This window comes from Actinomycetospora endophytica, from assembly GCF_021026375.1.
GTDB lineage: Bacteria > Actinomycetota > Actinomycetes > Mycobacteriales > Pseudonocardiaceae > Actinomycetospora > Actinomycetospora endophytica.
Window position 1 is genome coordinate 297,411 of record NZ_JAJNDB010000006.1, and the last position, 16,579, is coordinate 313,989.

At 72.9% G+C, this 16,579-nt stretch carries 15 protein-coding genes; 7 read left to right on the forward strand and 8 right to left on the reverse strand.

The window, feature by feature from the left end:
- The first annotated feature begins 86 nt into the window (after positions 1-86).
- On the forward strand, positions 87-1,520 hold the full coding sequence (locus LQ327_RS25170) for an MFS transporter (protein WP_230738547.1): 1,434 nt from the start codon (positions 87-89) through the stop codon (positions 1,518-1,520).
- An 8-nt stretch (positions 1,521-1,528) separates the two neighbouring features.
- On the opposite strand, the gene LQ327_RS25175 is transcribed toward LQ327_RS25170, so the two are convergent.
- Positions 1,529-2,191 carry a GntR family transcriptional regulator gene (locus tag LQ327_RS25175; protein ID WP_230738548.1) on the reverse strand — a complete coding sequence of 221 codons (663 nt, stop codon included), beginning with the start codon at positions 2,189-2,191 and terminating at the stop codon, positions 1,529-1,531.
- A 153-nt stretch (positions 2,192-2,344) separates the two neighbouring features.
- Between LQ327_RS25175 and LQ327_RS25180 the strand changes: the two genes are divergently transcribed.
- Genes LQ327_RS25180 through LQ327_RS25190 form a run of 3 tightly spaced genes read left to right on the forward strand, consistent with a single transcriptional unit; the run spans position 2,345 to position 7,216 of the window.
- Positions 2,345-3,271, forward strand: a complete 927-nt coding sequence (locus LQ327_RS25180; RefSeq protein WP_230738549.1) for an amidohydrolase family protein — start codon at positions 2,345-2,347, stop codon at positions 3,269-3,271.
- Complete coding sequence (locus LQ327_RS25185; RefSeq protein WP_230738550.1) at positions 3,268-4,659, forward strand: MFS transporter; 1,392 nt, start codon at positions 3,268-3,270, stop codon at positions 4,657-4,659. The genes LQ327_RS25180 and LQ327_RS25185 overlap by 4 nt, the downstream gene beginning before the upstream one ends.
- Before the next feature lie 31 nt (positions 4,660-4,690).
- Complete coding sequence (locus tag LQ327_RS25190) at positions 4,691-7,216, forward strand: DEAD/DEAH box helicase (protein WP_230738551.1); 2,526 nt, start codon at positions 4,691-4,693, stop codon at positions 7,214-7,216.
- A gap of 24 nt (positions 7,217-7,240) precedes the next feature.
- Here the strand turns inward: LQ327_RS25190 and LQ327_RS25195 are convergent, their stop codons facing one another.
- A complete protein-coding gene (locus tag LQ327_RS25195) occupies positions 7,241-7,807 on the reverse strand; it encodes a MarR family winged helix-turn-helix transcriptional regulator (RefSeq protein ID WP_230738552.1) in 567 nt (188 codons plus the stop codon).
- 425 nt (positions 7,808-8,232) lie between these two features.
- On the opposite strand from LQ327_RS25195, the gene LQ327_RS25200 reads away from it, so the two are divergent.
- The gene (locus tag LQ327_RS25200) at positions 8,233-9,033 is read left to right on the forward strand and encodes a helix-turn-helix transcriptional regulator (protein WP_230738553.1); all 801 of its coding nucleotides are present in this window, start codon (positions 8,233-8,235) and stop codon (positions 9,031-9,033) included.
- On the opposite strand, the gene LQ327_RS25205 is transcribed toward LQ327_RS25200, so the two are convergent.
- Together LQ327_RS25205 and LQ327_RS25210 are read right to left on the reverse strand one after the other, a co-directional pair.
- Positions 9,016-9,873, reverse strand: coding sequence for an exodeoxyribonuclease III (locus LQ327_RS25205; protein ID WP_443611920.1), 858 nt, complete (start codon positions 9,871-9,873; stop codon positions 9,016-9,018). The two genes, LQ327_RS25200 and LQ327_RS25205, sit on opposite strands and share 18 nt — an antisense overlap.
- Positions 9,874-9,909: 36 nt before the next feature.
- Positions 9,910-10,371, reverse strand: a complete 462-nt coding sequence (locus LQ327_RS25210; protein WP_230738555.1) for an SRPBCC family protein — start codon at positions 10,369-10,371, stop codon at positions 9,910-9,912.
- A 181-nt stretch (positions 10,372-10,552) separates the two neighbouring features.
- Here LQ327_RS25210 and LQ327_RS25215 point away from each other — a divergent pair, with 181 nt between their 5' ends.
- Complete coding sequence (locus tag LQ327_RS25215; RefSeq protein WP_230738556.1) at positions 10,553-11,878, forward strand: ATP-dependent 6-phosphofructokinase; 1,326 nt, start codon at positions 10,553-10,555, stop codon at positions 11,876-11,878.
- A gap of 61 nt (positions 11,879-11,939) precedes the next feature.
- Here the strand turns inward: LQ327_RS25215 and LQ327_RS25220 are convergent, their stop codons facing one another.
- From LQ327_RS25220 to LQ327_RS25230, 3 genes are read right to left on the reverse strand one after another with little or no spacing between them, the layout of a single operon-like run.
- Positions 11,940-12,338: an FKBP-type peptidyl-prolyl cis-trans isomerase gene (locus LQ327_RS25220; RefSeq protein ID WP_230738557.1), complete on the reverse strand. Its 399-nt coding sequence runs from the start codon at positions 12,336-12,338 to the stop codon at positions 11,940-11,942.
- A 44-nt stretch (positions 12,339-12,382) separates the two neighbouring features.
- A complete protein-coding gene (locus LQ327_RS25225) occupies positions 12,383-13,024 on the reverse strand; it encodes a response regulator (RefSeq protein WP_230738767.1) in 642 nt (213 codons plus the stop codon).
- Positions 13,025-13,047: 23 nt separating this feature from the next.
- Positions 13,048-14,178 (reverse strand): sensor histidine kinase, encoded by a 1,131-nt coding sequence (locus LQ327_RS25230; RefSeq protein ID WP_230738558.1) that lies wholly within the window; start codon positions 14,176-14,178, stop codon positions 13,048-13,050.
- 94 nt (positions 14,179-14,272) lie between these two features.
- On the opposite strand from LQ327_RS25230, the gene LQ327_RS25235 reads away from it, so the two are divergent.
- A complete protein-coding gene (locus tag LQ327_RS25235; RefSeq protein WP_230738559.1) occupies positions 14,273-14,734 on the forward strand; it encodes an RDD family protein in 462 nt (153 codons plus the stop codon).
- An 8-nt stretch (positions 14,735-14,742) separates the two neighbouring features.
- Here LQ327_RS25235 and LQ327_RS25240 read toward each other — a convergent pair whose 3' ends face one another.
- Entirely contained in the window at positions 14,743-16,554 is a 1,812-nt protein-coding gene (locus LQ327_RS25240; RefSeq protein WP_230738560.1) for a thiamine pyrophosphate-requiring protein, read from the reverse strand.
- Positions 16,555-16,579 lie beyond the last annotated feature (25 nt).

Sequence of the window (16,579 nt, forward strand, 5' to 3'; positions counted from 1 at the left end):
ATTTCGGCTCCCTTCTTGTAGCCGAACCGTCGGTGTGTCTACGGTCACCGCTCCATGGGATCGGCACACCGAAGCGGGGAGAGGCCATGACCGGGACGACGGAGCCGGGTCGGCTCATCGGCGAGATCACCGCCCGACTGGACCGGCTCCCGCGCCACGCGGTGTCGTGGGCCGCGACGGGCATCACCGGGCTCGCGCTCTTCGTGGTGTTCTTCTGCAACTTCGACATCAACGTGTCGTTCATCCAGACCTGCACGGGGATCGTCCCCGGCTGCACCGACGCGAGCGCGGACGGCTTCCTCGCGCTGCCGGTGGTGCTCTACCTGCTGGGCTACATGCTCGGCGGACTGGTCGTGGCGCCGCTGTCCGACCGCCGCGGCCGCCGGCCGATCATGTTCGTCGGGCTGGTGTTCGCCCTGGTCGGCTCGGTGCTCACGGCCGTGAGCGGCGACTACGCGTTCTTCGTGATCGCGCGGGCGGTGACCGGGGTGGCGATGGGCACGCTGCTCTCGGTCGGCAACACCTACATCGGCGAGGTCGCGCCGGCCCGGGCCCGCGCGGCGTACACCGCGACGACGTTCGTGCTGTGCGCCCTCGGCGCCACGCTCGGGATCGGTCTCGGCGTCGTGCTGACGACCCCCGGGGCGCCGTTCCCGGCGGGGCTGCCGATCGCGGTCGGGGACTCGCTCGCGAGCGGCTGGCGCTGGATCTACGCACTGGCCGCGCTCGTCGCCCTCGCCGCGCTGCTCGCGGTGCTCGCCCTGCCGGAGTCGCCGCGCTGGCTGCTCCAGCACGGCCGGTACGACGACGCCGAGCGGGTCGTCGCCGGGCTCGAGGCGCGGGCCCGACGACGGGGGCCGCTGGCCGATCCCGAACCCGCGCCGGACGTCGCGTCCGCGGCCGACCCGACGGTGGCGCTGCGCGAGATCGTCGCCGACCCGCTCTACCGGCGCCGCCTCGTACTGCTCACCCTGATGTGGTTCTTCGGGTACGCGACGGTGTTCGGCTACTCCACCGGCTCCACCGCGATCCTCACCGGGCTGCACTTCACCGCGCCCGTCGCCGGGATGATCTCCGCGGTCGGCGGGCTGGGCTTCCTCGTGCAGGCGCTGTTCTCCGCCCGGTACTCCGAGGCGCTGGAGCGGCGCGCGTGGTTGCCGGTGGCCGCGGTGATGACGATGGTCGGCGGCATCGTCGTCGCCGTGCTCGGGCAGAGCATCGCCTGGGCGTTCGTCGGGTCGTTCCTCGTGTTCTTCGGCTTCAACGTGTGGGTGCCGCCGACGTTCGCGCTCTCCGCCGAGAGCTTCCCGACCCGGGTGCGCTCGGCCGGGTTCGGCCTGGTCGACGGGCTCGGCGTGCTGGGCGGGGCGGCCGGGGTGCTGGTCATCGCCCCGCTGGTCCCGATGCTCGCGCCGCTGCCCGCGCTCGTGCTCGTCTCGAGCTTCCTCGTCGTCGCCGCGGTGATCGCGCAGTTCACCCCGCGGGCCCGCAACCGCGCGCTCGAGGACCTCTCGCCGTGAGAGCCGGGTCAGGGCAGCCGCGAGGTGCCCACCTGCGGGAGCGTCTCGATGACGCTCGCGAGGTGGGCGCGCATCGCGGCCTCGGCGCGTGCGGCGTCCCGGGCCCGGACCGCCTCGATGATCTCGAGGTGCTGGGGCAGCGACACCGACGCCCGGCCCGGCAGCAGCGCGAGCCGGAACTGGTGGCGCACGTTCTGCCCGCGCAGCCGCTCGAGCACGCCTTCGGCCACCTGCTGGCCGGCGGCCGCCCGTACCGCGGTGTGCAGCCGGCGGTTGAGGTCGGAGTACGCGAAGACGTCGCCGCGCTCCACAGCGCCGCGCATGTCGTCGCCGATCTGGCGCAGCGCCTCGAGGTCCTCGTCGGTCGCGCGCTCGGCGGCCTTGGCGGCGCACAGGCCCTCGACGACCATGCGCACCTCGGAGATCTCGATCGCCTCGCCCAGCGAGACCGCGCGCACCCGGGCGCCGCGGTTCTGGACCCGCTCGACCAGCCCCTCCGCGGCGAGCTGGACCAGCGCGGTGCGCACCGCGGCGCGGCTGGCCCCGAACTGCACCGAGAGGTCCGCCTCGACGAGTCGCTGGTTGGGGGCGAACTCGCCCTCGTGGATGGCGGTGCGCACGAGGTCGACGACGTCCTCGGTCCCGCCCGCGGCTGAGGTCACCACGCTCATCGCCACCCCCTCGTCCGAACGGGACGGACAGTACGCGTCCCCGTCACCCAGACTGCCAGCCACCAGTATCTGATCCAAGATTGTGAACAATACTTGCGCCGATTGTGGCGGGCGTGGAGAGTGAGCGGGCCGTCACAGACCGGGAGGACCACCGTGGGCTCTCCGAGCTTCACCCCGACCCCGGGGTGGCTGGATCACGACCGCCACCCGTCGTCGCCGACGTTCCGGTTGCCGCCCGGCACCGTGGACGCGCACTGCCACGTCTTCGGACCGGGCGCCGTCTTCCCTTACGCGCCGGAGCGCAAGTACACCCCCACCGACGCCGGGCGCGACGAGCTCTTCGCCCTGCGCGACCACCTCGGGGTCAGCCGCTCCGTGATCGTCCAGGCGACCTGCCACGGCGCCGACAACCGGGCGATGGTCGACGCCGTCCGCGCCGCCGGCGACCGCGCCCGCGGGATCGCCACCGTCCGCCCCGACGTCACCGACGCCGAGCTGGCCACGCTGCACGAGTCGGGCGTCCGCGGGGTGCGCTTCAACTTCCTCAAACGCCTGGTCGACGCCGCCCCGGCCGACGACCTCGCCGTGATCGCCGCGAAGATCGCCCCGTTCGGCTGGCACGCCGTCGTCTACTTCGAGGCCGAGTCGCTCGACGAGCTCGAGGGCGTCCTCGGCGGCCTGCCGGTACCGCTGGTCGTCGACCACATGGGCCGGCCCGACGTCACCCGCGATGTCCACGGCACCGCGTTCTCGCACTTCCTGCGCTTCGTCGACCGCCACGACGTCTGGGTCAAGGTCAGCTGCCCGGAGCGGCTCTCCGTGTCCGGGCCGCCGGCGCGCGACGGCGAGCGCGACGCCTACCGCGACGTCGTGCCGTTCGCCCGCCGGGTCGTCGCCGAGTTCGGCGACCGCGTGCTCTGGGGCACCGACTGGCCCCACCCCAACCTCACCGACCACATGCCCGACGACGGCCTGCTCGTCGACCACGTCCCGCACGTCGCACCGAGCTCCGGGTCGCAGCAGCGGCTGCTCGTCGACAACCCGATGCGGCTCTACTGGCCCGAGGAGGTCCGGCCGTGAGCGCACCCCTCGCCGCCGCGAGCGCCCAGCAGCGCCTCGACCGGCTCCCGATCTCCCGGTTCCACCGGATCACGCTGATCGCGGTGTCGTTCGCCTACTTCTTCGAGTTCGCCGACATCAACACCTTCGCCGTCACCGCCCCGCGACTGATCAAGCTCTGGGGCGTCACGGTGAACCAGATCGCCTACGTGACCTCGACGTCGTTCGTCGGGATGTTCGTCGGCTCGATCGTCGCGGGCGCGCTGGCCGACCGCATCGGGCGCAAGCGGGCCCTGACCGCGACCACGGTCTTCTTCGGGCTCTTCTCGCTGGTCTCGGTGTTCTCGTGGGACGTCGTCTCGCTCGGCGTCTTCCGCTTCCTCACCTCGGCGGGGCTCGCCGCGATGACGGTGGTCGCGGTCATCTACCTCTCCGAGCTCTTCCCCGCCGCGAAGCGCGGCCGCTTCCAGGCGTACGCGATCGCCATCGGCATCTGCGGGACGCCCGCGACGAGCCTGCTCGCGAGCGCCCTCGTCCCGGTCGCCGACTGGACGTGGCGGTTGGTCTTCCTCTGGGGCGCCCTCGGGCTGGGCTTCGTGTTCTTCCTGCGCCACCTGGCCGAATCGCCGCGCTGGCTGGAGAACCGCGGCGAGACCGAGCGGGCCGACGAGGTCCTGCGCTCGATCGAGGCCCGCGTCGAGGCCGAGCACGGCCCGCTGCCCGAGCCGGAGATCCCGACGGCGGCCCCCGCCGCACCCGCCGTCGAGGGTGCCTCCGCCGACGAGCCCCGCTGGCGGCTGCTCCTGCGGCGACCGGTGCTGATGCCGACGCTGCTGCTCTGCGTCCTGTGGGTCACCCAGACCATCGGCTTCTTCGGCTACTCGAGCTGGGCCCCGACGCTCCTGGCCAAGCAGGGCTTCAGCGTGGAGAGCTCGATCTTCTACGTCGCGCTCACCACCGTCGGCGCCCCGCTGGGCTGCCTGCTCGCCGCCGCCGTCATCGACCGCGTCGAGCGCAAGTGGTGCCTCGCGGTGTTCGGCGCCGCGATCGGTCTGTTCGGCCTGCTCTACGGCCTGACGTTCGACCCGGTGCTGATCGTGGTGTTCGGGTTCCTCGTCAACCTGGTCGAGCGCGGCTACACGGCCCTGGCCTACGCGTACTCCCCGGAGCTCTTCGACACCCGCACCCGGTCCCTGGGCACCGGCATCTCGTACGGCGTCGGACGACTCTCCAACGCCGCGGGCCCACTGATCATCGCGGCGCTCTACACCGGCTCGGGATACCAGGCGGTGTTCGTGTTCATCGCCGCCACCTGGTTCGTCGGCGCCGTCGTCGTGGCCCTCTTCGGACCGCGCACGAGGCAGCGACCACTCGACCGTGCGCCGGCGGTGAGCCCCGCGTCCGCCTGAGCCGGCGGCGTATCCGGGACAATGGCCGGTGATGAGTACCCCGGCCCTCCTCCCCTCCCCCGGCGCTGACCCCGACGAGCTGTTCGAGGGCTTCTCCGCGTGGGCGGCCGAGCGTGGGCTGGAGCTCTACCCCGCCCAGGCCGAGGCGCTCATCGAGCTCGTCACCGGCGCCAACGTCATCGTCTCCACCCCCACCGGGTCCGGGAAGTCGCTCATCGCGCTGGGCGCCCACGTCGCGGCGATGTCCCGCGGCGAGCGCACCGTCTACACCGCGCCGATCAAGGCGCTGGTCAGCGAGAAGTTCTTCTCCCTCGGCGCGCAGCTCGGCTATGCGAACGTCGGGATGCTCACCGGTGACGCGGCGGTCAACCCCGAGGCCCCGGTCATCTGCTGCACCGCCGAGGTGCTGGCGAACTGGGCGCTGCGCGAGGGGGCGGCGGCGGACATCGGCCAGGTCGTGATGGACGAGTTCCACTTCTACGCCGACCCGGACCGCGGCTGGGCCTGGCAGGTGCCGCTGATCGAACTGCCGCAGTGCCAGTTCCTGCTGATGTCGGCGACCCTCGGCGACGTCTCGTTCTTCCAGAAAGACCTCACCGCGCGCACCGGCCGCGAGACCGCCGTCGTCGCGCACACCGAGCGCCCGGTGCCGCTGTCGTTCCGTTGGTCGACCACACCGCTGCACGAGACGATCTCCGAGCTGATCTCGGGGAACCAGGCACCGGTCTACATCGTGCACACCACGCAGGCGGCCGCCGTCGAGCAGGCGCAGGCGCTGATGAGCCTCAACGTCTCGACCCGCGAGCAGAAGGAGCAGATCGCCGAGCTGATCGGCTCCTTCCGGTTCACCGCCGGGTTCGGCAGGACGCTCTCGCGCCTGGTCCGCCACGGCATCGGCGTGCACCACGCGGGGATGCTGCCCAAGTACCGCCGGCTCGTGGAGACCCTCGCCCAGGCCGGCCTGCTCAAGCTCATCTGCGGGACCGACACCCTCGGCGTCGGGATCAACATCCCGATCCGGACGGTGCTGTTCACGGCACTGACGAAGTTCGACGGCCAGCGCGTGCGCCACCTGCGGGCGCGGGAGTTCCACCAGGTCGCGGGCCGAGCGGGCCGCGCCGGGTACGACGTCGCGGGCTACGTCGTCGTGCAGGCCCCCGAGCACGAGGTGGAGAACGCGAAGCGTCTCGCGAAGGCCGGCGACGACGTCAAGAAGCAGCGGCGCGTGGTGCGGGTGAAGCCGCCGGACGGGTTCGTCTCCTGGTCGGAGCGCACCATGGAGAAGCTCGTCGAGGCCCAGCCCGAGCAGCTGACCAGCCAGATGCGGGTGACGACGGCGATGTTGCTGCAGGTCGCGCAGCGCCCCGGCCCGTACTTCCCGGCCATGCGCCACCTGCTCGAGGACAACCACTCCGACCGGCCCACGCAGCGCTGGCTCATCCTGCGGGCCGTGCAGCAGTTCCGCGGGCTGCTGGAGGCCGACGTCGTCGAGCGGCTGGAGGTTCCCGACGACGCCGGGCGCACCGTCCGGCTCGTCGACGACCTGCAGGTCGACTTCGCGCTCAACCAGCCGCTCTCCCCGTTCGCGCTCGCCGCGTTCGACCTCCTCGACCCGGAGTCGCCGACCTACGCCCTGGACATGGTGAGCGTGGTCGAGTCGACCCTCGACGACCCGAAGCAGGTGCTGCGCGCCCAGGAGAACTCGGCCCGCGGCGAGGCGGTCGGCGCGATGAAGGCCGAGGGGCTCGAGTACGAGGAGCGGATGGAACGCCTCGAGGAGATCACCTGGCCGAAGCCGCTGCTGGAGCTGCTGGAGCCGGCGTTCGAGTCCTACCGCAAGGGCCACCCGTGGGTCGGCGACGTCGAGCTCTCCTGCAAGTCCGTCGTGCGGGACCTCTACGAGCGGGCCATGAACTTCACCGAGTTCGTCTCGCACTACAAGATCGCCCGCTCCGAGGGCCTCGTCCTGCGCTACCTGACCGACGCCTACCGCGCGCTGCGCCAGACGATCCCGGACGTGTCCCGCACCGAGGACCTCGAGGACGTCATCGCCTGGCTCGGCGAGCTCGTCCGCCAGACCGACTCCTCGCTGCTCGACGAGTGGGAGACGCTGACCAACCCCTCCGAGCTCGACGCGGCGGGCGCGGACGCGGCGCCGATCGACCAGGGCCCGCCGCCGGTCACCCGCAACGCGCGGGCGTTCCGCGTGCTCGTGCGCAACGAGATGTTCCGTCGCGTGGAGCTCTTCGAGCGCCGCTGGCCCGCCGATCTCGCCGAGCTCTCCGGCGACGACGGGCCCTCCACCGACGAGTGGGCCGACGCGATGGAGCGCTACTTCGCCGATTACCCGACCCTCGGCGCCGGCCCCGACGCCCGCGGTCCGGCGCTGTTCCGGGTGGACGACAAGGGGCGGACGTGGGAGGTCCGCCAGGTGTTCGACGACCCCGAGAACGACCACGACTGGGGGATCACGGCCACCGTCGACCTCGACGCCTCCGACGAGATCGGCTCCGCGGTCGTGCAGGTGACCCACGTGGGGCCGTTCTCCGTGGTCTGAGGGGTCTGAGGGGTCTGAGGGATCTCAGTGCAGGCCGGCCGCCTCCCGTGCCCGCCGCCGGCGAACCTTCGCCCGCTGCCACCAGGTGCGCTCGGACTCGGCGGTGACGGTGAGCTGGAGACCGTGCACCACGTGGATCACCAGCCCCGCGGCGACCGCCAGGTTCGCGCGCCGGTACAGCCCGTAGGTGGTCACCGCGGAGCGCACGGTCGACCGGATCCGCCGACGGAAGGCGGCGAGGTCCAGGTCGCGCTCCTCGTGCGGGACGAGACTGACCGGCCACCCCTGCCGGTGCGCCACGTCGGGCTCGCGCACGACGTGCCCGGCCGCCTCGAGCCGGCGGAGCATCTTGGACGTGGTGCTCCGGGTGAGGCCGACACGCTCACCGATGGCTCCGCTCGACAACGAACCCAGCCGTCGCAACAGGTCCAGGGTGTGTAGTTCCGGGAGCCCGAGATCGAGCCGGGCCGCCACCGACTCCCGGTAGCGCTGGACGACCGGGAGGAGATGATCGACCAGCAGGTCGGTCAGTTCGTCGGTGGCGGCGACGATCTCCGCCTCGCGTTCCTGCTTGTGGTCCGCCTCGGTCACCGGACCACTCTGGGCGTCTCCGACGGAGCGCGGAGGCCGTTCGCGCGAAACTCCGATCATCGCGGTCCGCAGCCGGGCGCCCGGCAACCGAGTCACCGTGACTCGGTCACACCAGAGCATTTCCCCCTGCAGGCAACGTCCGCGGCGTCGCGATCCGCAACCCGACCTCCGCAGGCGGAACCGCGACGGCCCGACCGAGTCACGGTGACTCGGTCGCACCAGAACACGTGGCCATCCCGGAGTCCGCAGACCGCTGGTTCGTTCGACGGCGACCCACTCGCGCAATCTGATGGTCCGGACGGCGGTCGCCCGCTCGGCCGTGACGGTCGGACGGCGCGACGGCTTACTGGACGCTTCGAGGGACAGGGGCTGGCAGACGGGTCGTCACACGCACCCCACGCGCTACACGGCGTCACACTCGACCCATGGCTGCCCCGCTTCTCGCGCCGGGGGCACCGGGGGGTCAGCGCGCGGAGTTCTGGCTCGACCTGGTCGCCTCGCTCTGCGCGAGCCCACTCGACCATCTTCCGGACGCGGTCGTCGCCGACGCGCTGACCGCCAGCTTCGAGGCCACCGCGACCGCCGTCCACGTCCGCCGCGGGCCGCACGTCACGCAGACCGTGCACGGCCCGCACGAACCCGCCGACCGGTGGGAGGAGGCGAACCGGTTCGCCCGGACCCGTGCGGCCGTCGAGCATCCGCTCCTGGCGTACTATCTCGCGACCGGGGACGACCGCGCCCACGACCTCGACGACGTCCCGGTGCTCATCGACCGGCACGGCTGCGGGGACTGGCGCGAGCAGGCCCGCGCCCAGGCCGTGGACCGGCAGATCGCCGTGCCGCTCGTGCACGCGCCGGGTCACCACCACAGCTACGTCATCGGCCGCAGCGAGCCGTTCGCACCCGAGGACGTGCGGTTCGCGCGGCGGCTCCAGGGCCTGCTGCGGGGCCTCGCCGGCCAGATCGCCGCGACGCGTGAGGTGCCCGGTGACCTCGCGGCCGATGTCGGGCTGACCCCGCGCGAGACCGCCGCCCTGGTGGCGGTGGCCGAGGGCCTGACCGCCGACGCCGTGGCCCGGCGCCTCGGGATCAGCCCGCGCACCGTCCACAAGCATCTCGAGCGCGCGTACGCCAAGCTCGGCGTGCGTGACCGGGTGTCCGCGGTCGTCCGGGCGGGACGCCTCGGGCTGCTCCCGACGACCGCCGGGTCAGCTCTTCTTCCGTGACCCGCCCTTCTTCGCCCCGAGCGACGGGGGCGGCACGACCGGACCGAGGTCGCCGTCGGGAGCCTCGTCGAGGTCGAGCATCACCGGGGCGTGGTCGGACGGGCCGGTGCCCTTACGGGCCTGCCGGTCGATCCAGGTCGCGGCGCGGCGCTCGGCGATCGGCGCACCGGCCAGGATCAGGTCGATGCGCATGCCGCGGTCCTGGTGGAAGGCGCCGCCGCGGTAGTCCCAGTAGCTGAAGACCTTCTCCGAGGGCCAGCGCTCGCGCACCACGTCGTGCAGGCCGGTCTTCTGCAGCGCGGCGAGCGCGTCACGCTCGGGCAGCGTCACGTGGGTGGACTCCGCGAACGCCTCGACGGAGTAGACGTCGGCGTCGGTGGGGGCGATGTTGAAGTCGCCCGCCACGATCGTCGTCGACGGGTCGCCCGCCTCCACGGCGTCGCGCAGCGCGGCCAGCCACTCCAGCTTGTAGGCGTAGTGCGGATCCTGCGGGTCCCGCCCGTTGGGCACGTACACCGAGGTCACGCGCATGCCGCCGCAGGTCGCGGTGACCGAGCGCGCCTCCTGGTGCGGGTAGCCGGGGCCGCCGGCCAGGCCCACCACGACGTCGTCGAGGCCGACCCGCGAGAGCAGCGCGACGCCGTTCCAGCGCCCCTCGCCGTGATGGGCCACGGCGTAGCCGCGCTCGGCGAGCGGCGCCCCGAAGGTCTCGTCGAACGCCTCGTCGGAGAGCTTGGTCTCCTGCAGGCACACGACATCGGGCGCGCGCTCGTCGAGCCAGCCGAGCAGGCGCGGCTCGCGGGCCTTCGCGGAGTTCACGTTCCAGGTCGCCACTCGCACGCCCGCCACGCTAGCCGGGGAGTCCGACAGCCGCGCTCAGCCCTCCACGGTGCGCTTCACCGTCGCGAGCGTGTGCTCCATCCCGGCCTTGTTGTGCGACGGGCTGTCGCTGGTGCGGCCCTTCCCGACGAGCGCGGCGATCGGGGTGCGCTTGTCCTGCCAGCGCTGGGTCACCTTGGTGCCCGCGCCCTCCGACTCGAGCGTGAAGCTCCAGCGCGCGACGCTCTGCCCGACGACGTCGACGTCCCAGCTGATCGTCCGCTGGGGCTCGTACTCGGCGATCGTGCTCGTCGTCGGCCAGCGCAGGATGCCCTTGCGGTTCCATCCGATGAAGCGCGCTCCCGGCCTCGGCCCGTCCGCGCCGCCGAGCCAGCGGATCGAGTAGGTCTCGGGCGAGATCTCGCCGATGCGGGAGGGGTCACCGACCAGTTCCCAGACCGCCGCCGGGGGCGCGTCCACGACCTCGCTGACCACCACGTCGGGCGCCTTCTCCGCCACGTTCGGCCTCCTCGTCTCCGCAGTGCGGTACCCGTCGGTACCACGAGTGAGCGCGCACTCTAGGGGCAACGACGGTCACACCGCTCGTCTAGCGTGGGAACTCGGCCCGTCGGAGTGCCGGTTACCCTGGTTCCGGATCGATACAGAACCTGCCCACCCCGGACACGGACGGACCTCCCCCATGTCGCTGGCGCTCGACGACCTCCGGGTCCGCTCCCTCGGTGCGTGCGAGTACGACTCGCCGTTCGCCGAGATGCTCTCCACGAAGCGCACCTCGCCGCACTACGTCGCCGAGGACGACCGCGTGCTCGTCGACGACACCGTCTCGGTGCTGCTCTCGCACGGCGTCCCGATCGACCAGGTACCGAGCTTCGAGGCGGCCGGCCCGCGCAAGAAGATCTACTTCGACCCGGCCGAGACCACCGTCGGGATCGTCACCTGCGGCGGACTGTGCCCCGGGCTCAACGACGTCATCCGCGGCATCGTGCAGGAGCTCACCGAGCACTACCGCGTCAAGCGCATCGTCGGGTTCCGCAACGGGTTCAAGGGCCTGGCGAAGGACGCCCGGAACTCGGTGACCGACCTGACCCTCGACGCCGTCCGGGACATCAACAACGACGGCGGCACGATCCTGGGCAGCTCCCGCGGCGCCCAGGACCCGGACGAGATGGTCGACTCGCTGCTCATCCACGAGGTCGACGTCCTGTTCGTCATCGGCGGCGACGGCTCGATGCGGGGCGCGATGCGGCTCGTGGAGCGGGTCGACGAGCGCGAGCTGGACATCAGCGTCGTCGGGGTCCCGAAGACGATCGACAACGACCTCCCCTACACCGACCAGAGCTTCGGGTTCCAGACGGCGTTCGCGCGGGCCACCGACTTCATCGCGTCGGTGTTCATCGAGTCCCAGGCCGCCGAGCACGGCGTCGGGATCGTCAAGCTCATGGGCCGGCACTCCGGCTTCATCGCCTGCTACGCGGCGCTCTCGGTGAACGAGGCCAACTTCGTCCTGATCCCCGAGGTGCCGTTCGGCCTCGACGGCGACGACGGACTGCTCTGCCGGGTGGAGAACCGGCTGCGCGAGCACGGCCAGGTGGTCATCGTGGTCGCCGAGGGCGCGGGCCAGGACCTGCTGGAGTGCGACGGGGCGAAGGACGCCTCCGGCAACGACAAGCTCGGCGACATCGGGCTGTTCCTCAAGGACCGGATCACCGACCGGCTCACCGAGGTCGGGCTCGCGCCGACGGTGCGCTACCTCGACCCGTCGTACGCGATCCGGTCGGTGGCCGCGAACGCCTACGACAGCGTCTACTGCGTGCGCCTGGCCCACGCGGCCGTGCACGCGGCGATGGCGGGCCGGACCCAGACCGTCGTCGTGCGCTGGCGGCGGCGCTTCGTGCACGTGCCGATGGCGCTCATCACCGGCCACCGCAACCAGGTCGACCCGGACGGGGACCTGTGGATGTCGGTGCTCGAGGCGACGGGCCAGCCGGCGACGTTCGGCCGCTGACGCGCCCCTGTGCGTGCGTTTCCGTGCTCAGACACGGAAACGCACGCACGAGGCCGAAGGCCTAATTGACCTTGACGAGGTCCACGACGAACACCAGGTGGGCGTTCGGCGGGATGACGCCGCCCGCGCCCTGCGGGCCGTAGCCCTGGTGCGGCGGCACCACGAGGATCCGGCGCCCGCCCTCGCGCATGCCCGAGATCCCCAGCTTGAAGCCGTCGATCACCTGGCCGAGCGGGAACTCGACGGGCGTCCCGCCGCGGCCCCAGGACGAGTCGAATTCGCCGCTGTCGGCGACCCGGATCCCCTGGTACTGCACCTGCACGGTGTCGCGGACGGCCGCTTCCTTGCCGCTCCCGACGACGAGGTCGGTGATGTCCAGGTCGCTCGGCAGCGTGTCGGGGGTGACCGACGCGCCCGGCGAGCGGGTCAGGTCCTCGGCGTTCTCCACGGTGACAGCCATGCCTCCACCGTAGGGACCCCGTCGACCGGCCCGCGAGGCCGGGCTCACCGCACCAGACCCGACCGGAAGGCGAGCACGACCGCCTGGACCCGGTCGCGGCACCCGGTCTTGGCCAGCACGTGACCGACGTGGGTCTTCACCGTCGCCTCGCTCACCACGTGCTCGGCCGCGATCTCGGCGTTCGTCAGACCCCGGCCCATCAGCGTCAGCACCTCGCGCTCCCGCGGGGTGAGCCCGGCGAGCACGTCACCGGAGGGCGACGCGTCACCGGCTCCGAGCAGGGGCGCGGCGTGCCGGAGCAGCCGGCGGGTCGAGGCGGGGTCGACGACGGCGTCGCCCCGGTGCACCGCCCGCACGGCGTCGATCAGCGCCTCGGGCCGGACGTCCTTGAGCAGGAATCCGGCGGCCCCCGCTCCGATCGCGGAGACGACGGCCTCGTCGAGGTCGAACGTGGTCAGCACGACGACCCGGACCTCGGGATGCGCCGCCACGGCCCGCCGGGTGGTCTCGATGCCGTCGAGGCCCGGCATGCGGACGTCCATAAGCACGACGTCGACCGCGGTCGTCCCGAGCAGCGCGAGTGCCTCGGTGCCGTCGCCGGCCTGCGCGACCACCTGCAGGTCCCCGGCGGACTCCAGCACCATGGCGAAGCCGGACCGCACGATCTCCTGGTCGTCGACGAGCATCACCCGGGCCGCGCCGTCCGGGTTCACGACGGTGTCCGCGGCAGTCGGGCGGTCAGGGCGAACCCGCCGTCGGGACGTGGCCCGGCCTCCAGCTCGCCGCCGGCCCGCGACACCCGGTCGCGCAGCCCGGTCAGCCCGCGGCCGCCCGCGGGCACCCGCGCGGGCACGTATCCGCCGTCGTCGCGGACCTCGACGACCAGCCGGTCGAGTTCCCAGCTCAGGACGACGAGGGTACCGACGGCGGGTCCGGCGTGCTTGACGACGTTGGTGAGACCTTCCTGCACCACGCGGTAGGCGGCCAGCCCGGCAGACGGGGCGACCGGGCCCGGGGAGCCGCGGGTCTCGCACGTGACCGGCCGGCCGGCGGCGCGCTCGCGCTCGACGAGGGTGGGGACGTCGGCGGGGCCCGGGCCGTCGGCGGGACCACCCTCCGGTTCGGCCAGCACGGCGAGCAGCCCCCGGACCTCGTCCAGCGCGGCGCGTCCGGTCTCGGCGATGCCCTCGAGAACGACCGCGGCCCGCTCCGGATCGCGCGGGGCGACCAGGCGCCCGCCGTCGGCCTGGACGACGATGCCGGTCAGCGAGTGCGCGACGACGTCGTGGACCTCCGCCGAGAGCCGCGACCGCTCGGCCAGCACCCCGAGACGCACCTCCTGGCGCCGGGTGCCCAGTACGGCCCGGCGCAGCGCCGCGACCAGCCACACACAGGCCGCGGCCAGCACGGCGACGACCGCGGCCACCCCGACCACCGGCCCGCGGAACCCGGCCCCGACGACCGGTACGACCGAGCCGAGCAGCATCACCCCGGCCATCGCGGGCCCGGCCCAGCGCGGCCCGTGGACGACCACCGAGTACGCGGCGACGAGGATCGCCGGCGCGGCCCCGATCACCCCGACGGTGAACCCGCCGACCAGCCCGACCACGGCGACCGCCAGCGCCGCGGCGAACGGCCACCGCCGCCGAGCCGCCGGCGGGACGGACGCGGCGACCCCCGCCACCGTCGAGCCGTTCCAGAAGTGCTCGGGGCTGTGGCCCCGCCCGGCGACCACGACGCCGACGAGCGCGACCACGGCGGCCAGCAGCGCGTCGGCCACCACGGGCCGGGCCCGCAGCGCCGCCACGGCCCGCTCGGCCGGCCACCGGTCCTCGCTCACCGGTCCATGATCGTGGATCTCCTCCCGTGGGTGGAGACGGAGATCGGTCCGCGGGCCGATGGCACCCGGTCGTGCGCCGGGCAGGGTCTCCGCCATGACGATCACCACCGCGATCCCGACCGCCGCCCCCGCCCCGATCGCCTCACTGCGCCGACGCCTGGCGGGCTTCGTCCTCGACCTCGTGGGCTGGGGCGTGCTCTCCCTGGGCGTGTGGGCGCTCGAGCACGGGGGCGTGCTCGGCCGCCTCGCGCCCCTGCCCTATCCGACCTGGCAGAACTGGCTGATCCCGACGCTGTTCGTCGTGCTCATGATCATCGTGCCGGCCCTCTGCGGACGGACGGTGGGCATGGCGGTGCTGCGGATGCGGGTGCGGGCCGCCGACGGCCGGGGACGGGTCGGGTTCTGGCGCATGATCCTGCGGGGCGCGCTGATCTACGTCGACCTCATGCTGCTCGGTCTCGTCGCGCTGGTCGCGATGCGCGGGACGCGGGAGCACCAGCGGCTCGGCGACCTGGCCGCCCGCACCGTCGTCGAGCGGTGTGCCCCGCGCCCGTGAGCAGCCGGCTACTCCTTCGGGGCCAGGCCGAGCAGCGACCGCGCCTTCGCGCCGACGGTCTCCCGGACGCCGTTCGCGATGATCGACAGGGCGTCCGGGTCCCCGGCGGCCTGCGAGCGCGCGGTGTTCAGCGCCTGCTGCAGCGTCACGTGCGGCGGCACCAGCGGGATGTCCTTGTCGACCTTCGCGTCGATGACGAACGGCCGGTCGGCCGCCAGCGCCCGGTCCCACACCGACCCGATGGCCGAGCGGTCCCGCAGCTCGGTCCCGTCCAGCCCGAGGAGCTTCGCCCACTGCGCGTAGGGCACGTCCGGCACCGCCTGCGACTGCGGGTCGGGCGGCTCCCCGAGCATCCCGCGCGTCTCCCACGAGACGTAGGAGAGGTCGTCGTTGGAGAGCACCAGCACGACGAGCCGCGGGTCGGCCCAGGACTGCCAGTACCGCGCCACGGTGATCAGCTCGTTGACGCCGTTCATCTGCATCGCGCCGTCCCCGACGAGCGCGACGACGGGTCGCGACGGGTGCGCGGTCTTCGCCGCCAGCGCGTAGGGCATCGCGCCGCCCATGGACAGCAACGTCCCCGACAGCGAGCCCCGCTGGCCCGGCTTCAGCGCCAGGTCGCGGGCGTACCAGGAGGTGGCGGTACCACAGTCGGCGGCGACGAGGGCGTCGTCGGGCAGGCGGTCGGAGAGCTCCCGGACGACGAGCTCCGGGTTCAGTGCCGTCGTGTGCTCGTGGGCGCGCTGCTGCGAGTAGTCCCGCCACGACGCCGTCCAGCGCTCGACGTGGTCGCGCCACCGGTGATCGGCGCGCTCCGCCAGCAGGGGGAGCAGCGCCGCGAGCGTGGCGGCGGAGTCGCCGGTGAGGTTGACCTCGGTGTCGTAGCGGATCCCGCACCGGGAACCGTCGACGTCGATCTGCACCGCCCGGGCCTGCCCCGGCGCCGGGTAGTACTCGGTGTAGGGCATCGTCGAGCCGACGATCAGCAGGGTGTCGCACTCGCGCATCAGGTGCCACGACGCCGTCGTCCCGAGCAGGCCGATCGCGCCGGTGTTCCAGGGCGAGCGGTCGTCGACCACGCCCTTCCCGAGCAACGCGGTCGACAGGCCCGCGCCGAGCTTGTTGGCGACCTCCGTCAGCTCGGTCGACGCCCCGAACGCCCCCGCGCCGGCGAGGATCGCGACCTTCTCCCCCGCGTTCAGCACCTCGGCCGCGGCCCGCAGCGCCTCGGCGGGCGGGGCACCCGGCGTCGTCGAGGGGACGGCCGAGGTCCGGTAGTAGCCGTGCGCGTCCGGCGGCTCCGGGACGGCGCCCTGCTCGAGGACGTCGCTGGGGAGGATCACGACGGCGACGGTGCGGTCGGCCAGGGCGGTGCGGCACGCGCGGTCGACGATGTGCCGGACCTGCGACGGGTCCTTCACCTCGGCGACGTAGCCGCCGACGTCGGCGCACAGCGTCGGGAGGTCGACCTCCTGGTAGTAGCCGCCGGCCTGCGCGGTCTGCGCGGTGTGACCGAGCAGCGCGACGACGGGCTGGTGGTCGAGCTTGGCGTCGTAGAGGCCGTTGAGGGCGTGGATGGCGCCCGGTCCGCTGGTGACCGCGCAGCACCCGATCGGCGAGCCGCCGTACTTGACGTCGGCGCTCGCGGCGAACGCGGCGGTCTCCTCGTGGCGGACCTGGACGAACTCGGCGTCCTCGCGCTTCGGCAGCGCGGTGAAGATCCCGCCGATGCCGTCCCCGGGATAGCCGTAGAAGCGGTGCACACCCCACGCGGCGAGGCGGTCCAGCACGTGCTCGGCGACGTTCTTCGGATGTCCCACGCCCGGCGGCTACCCGGAGCCGACG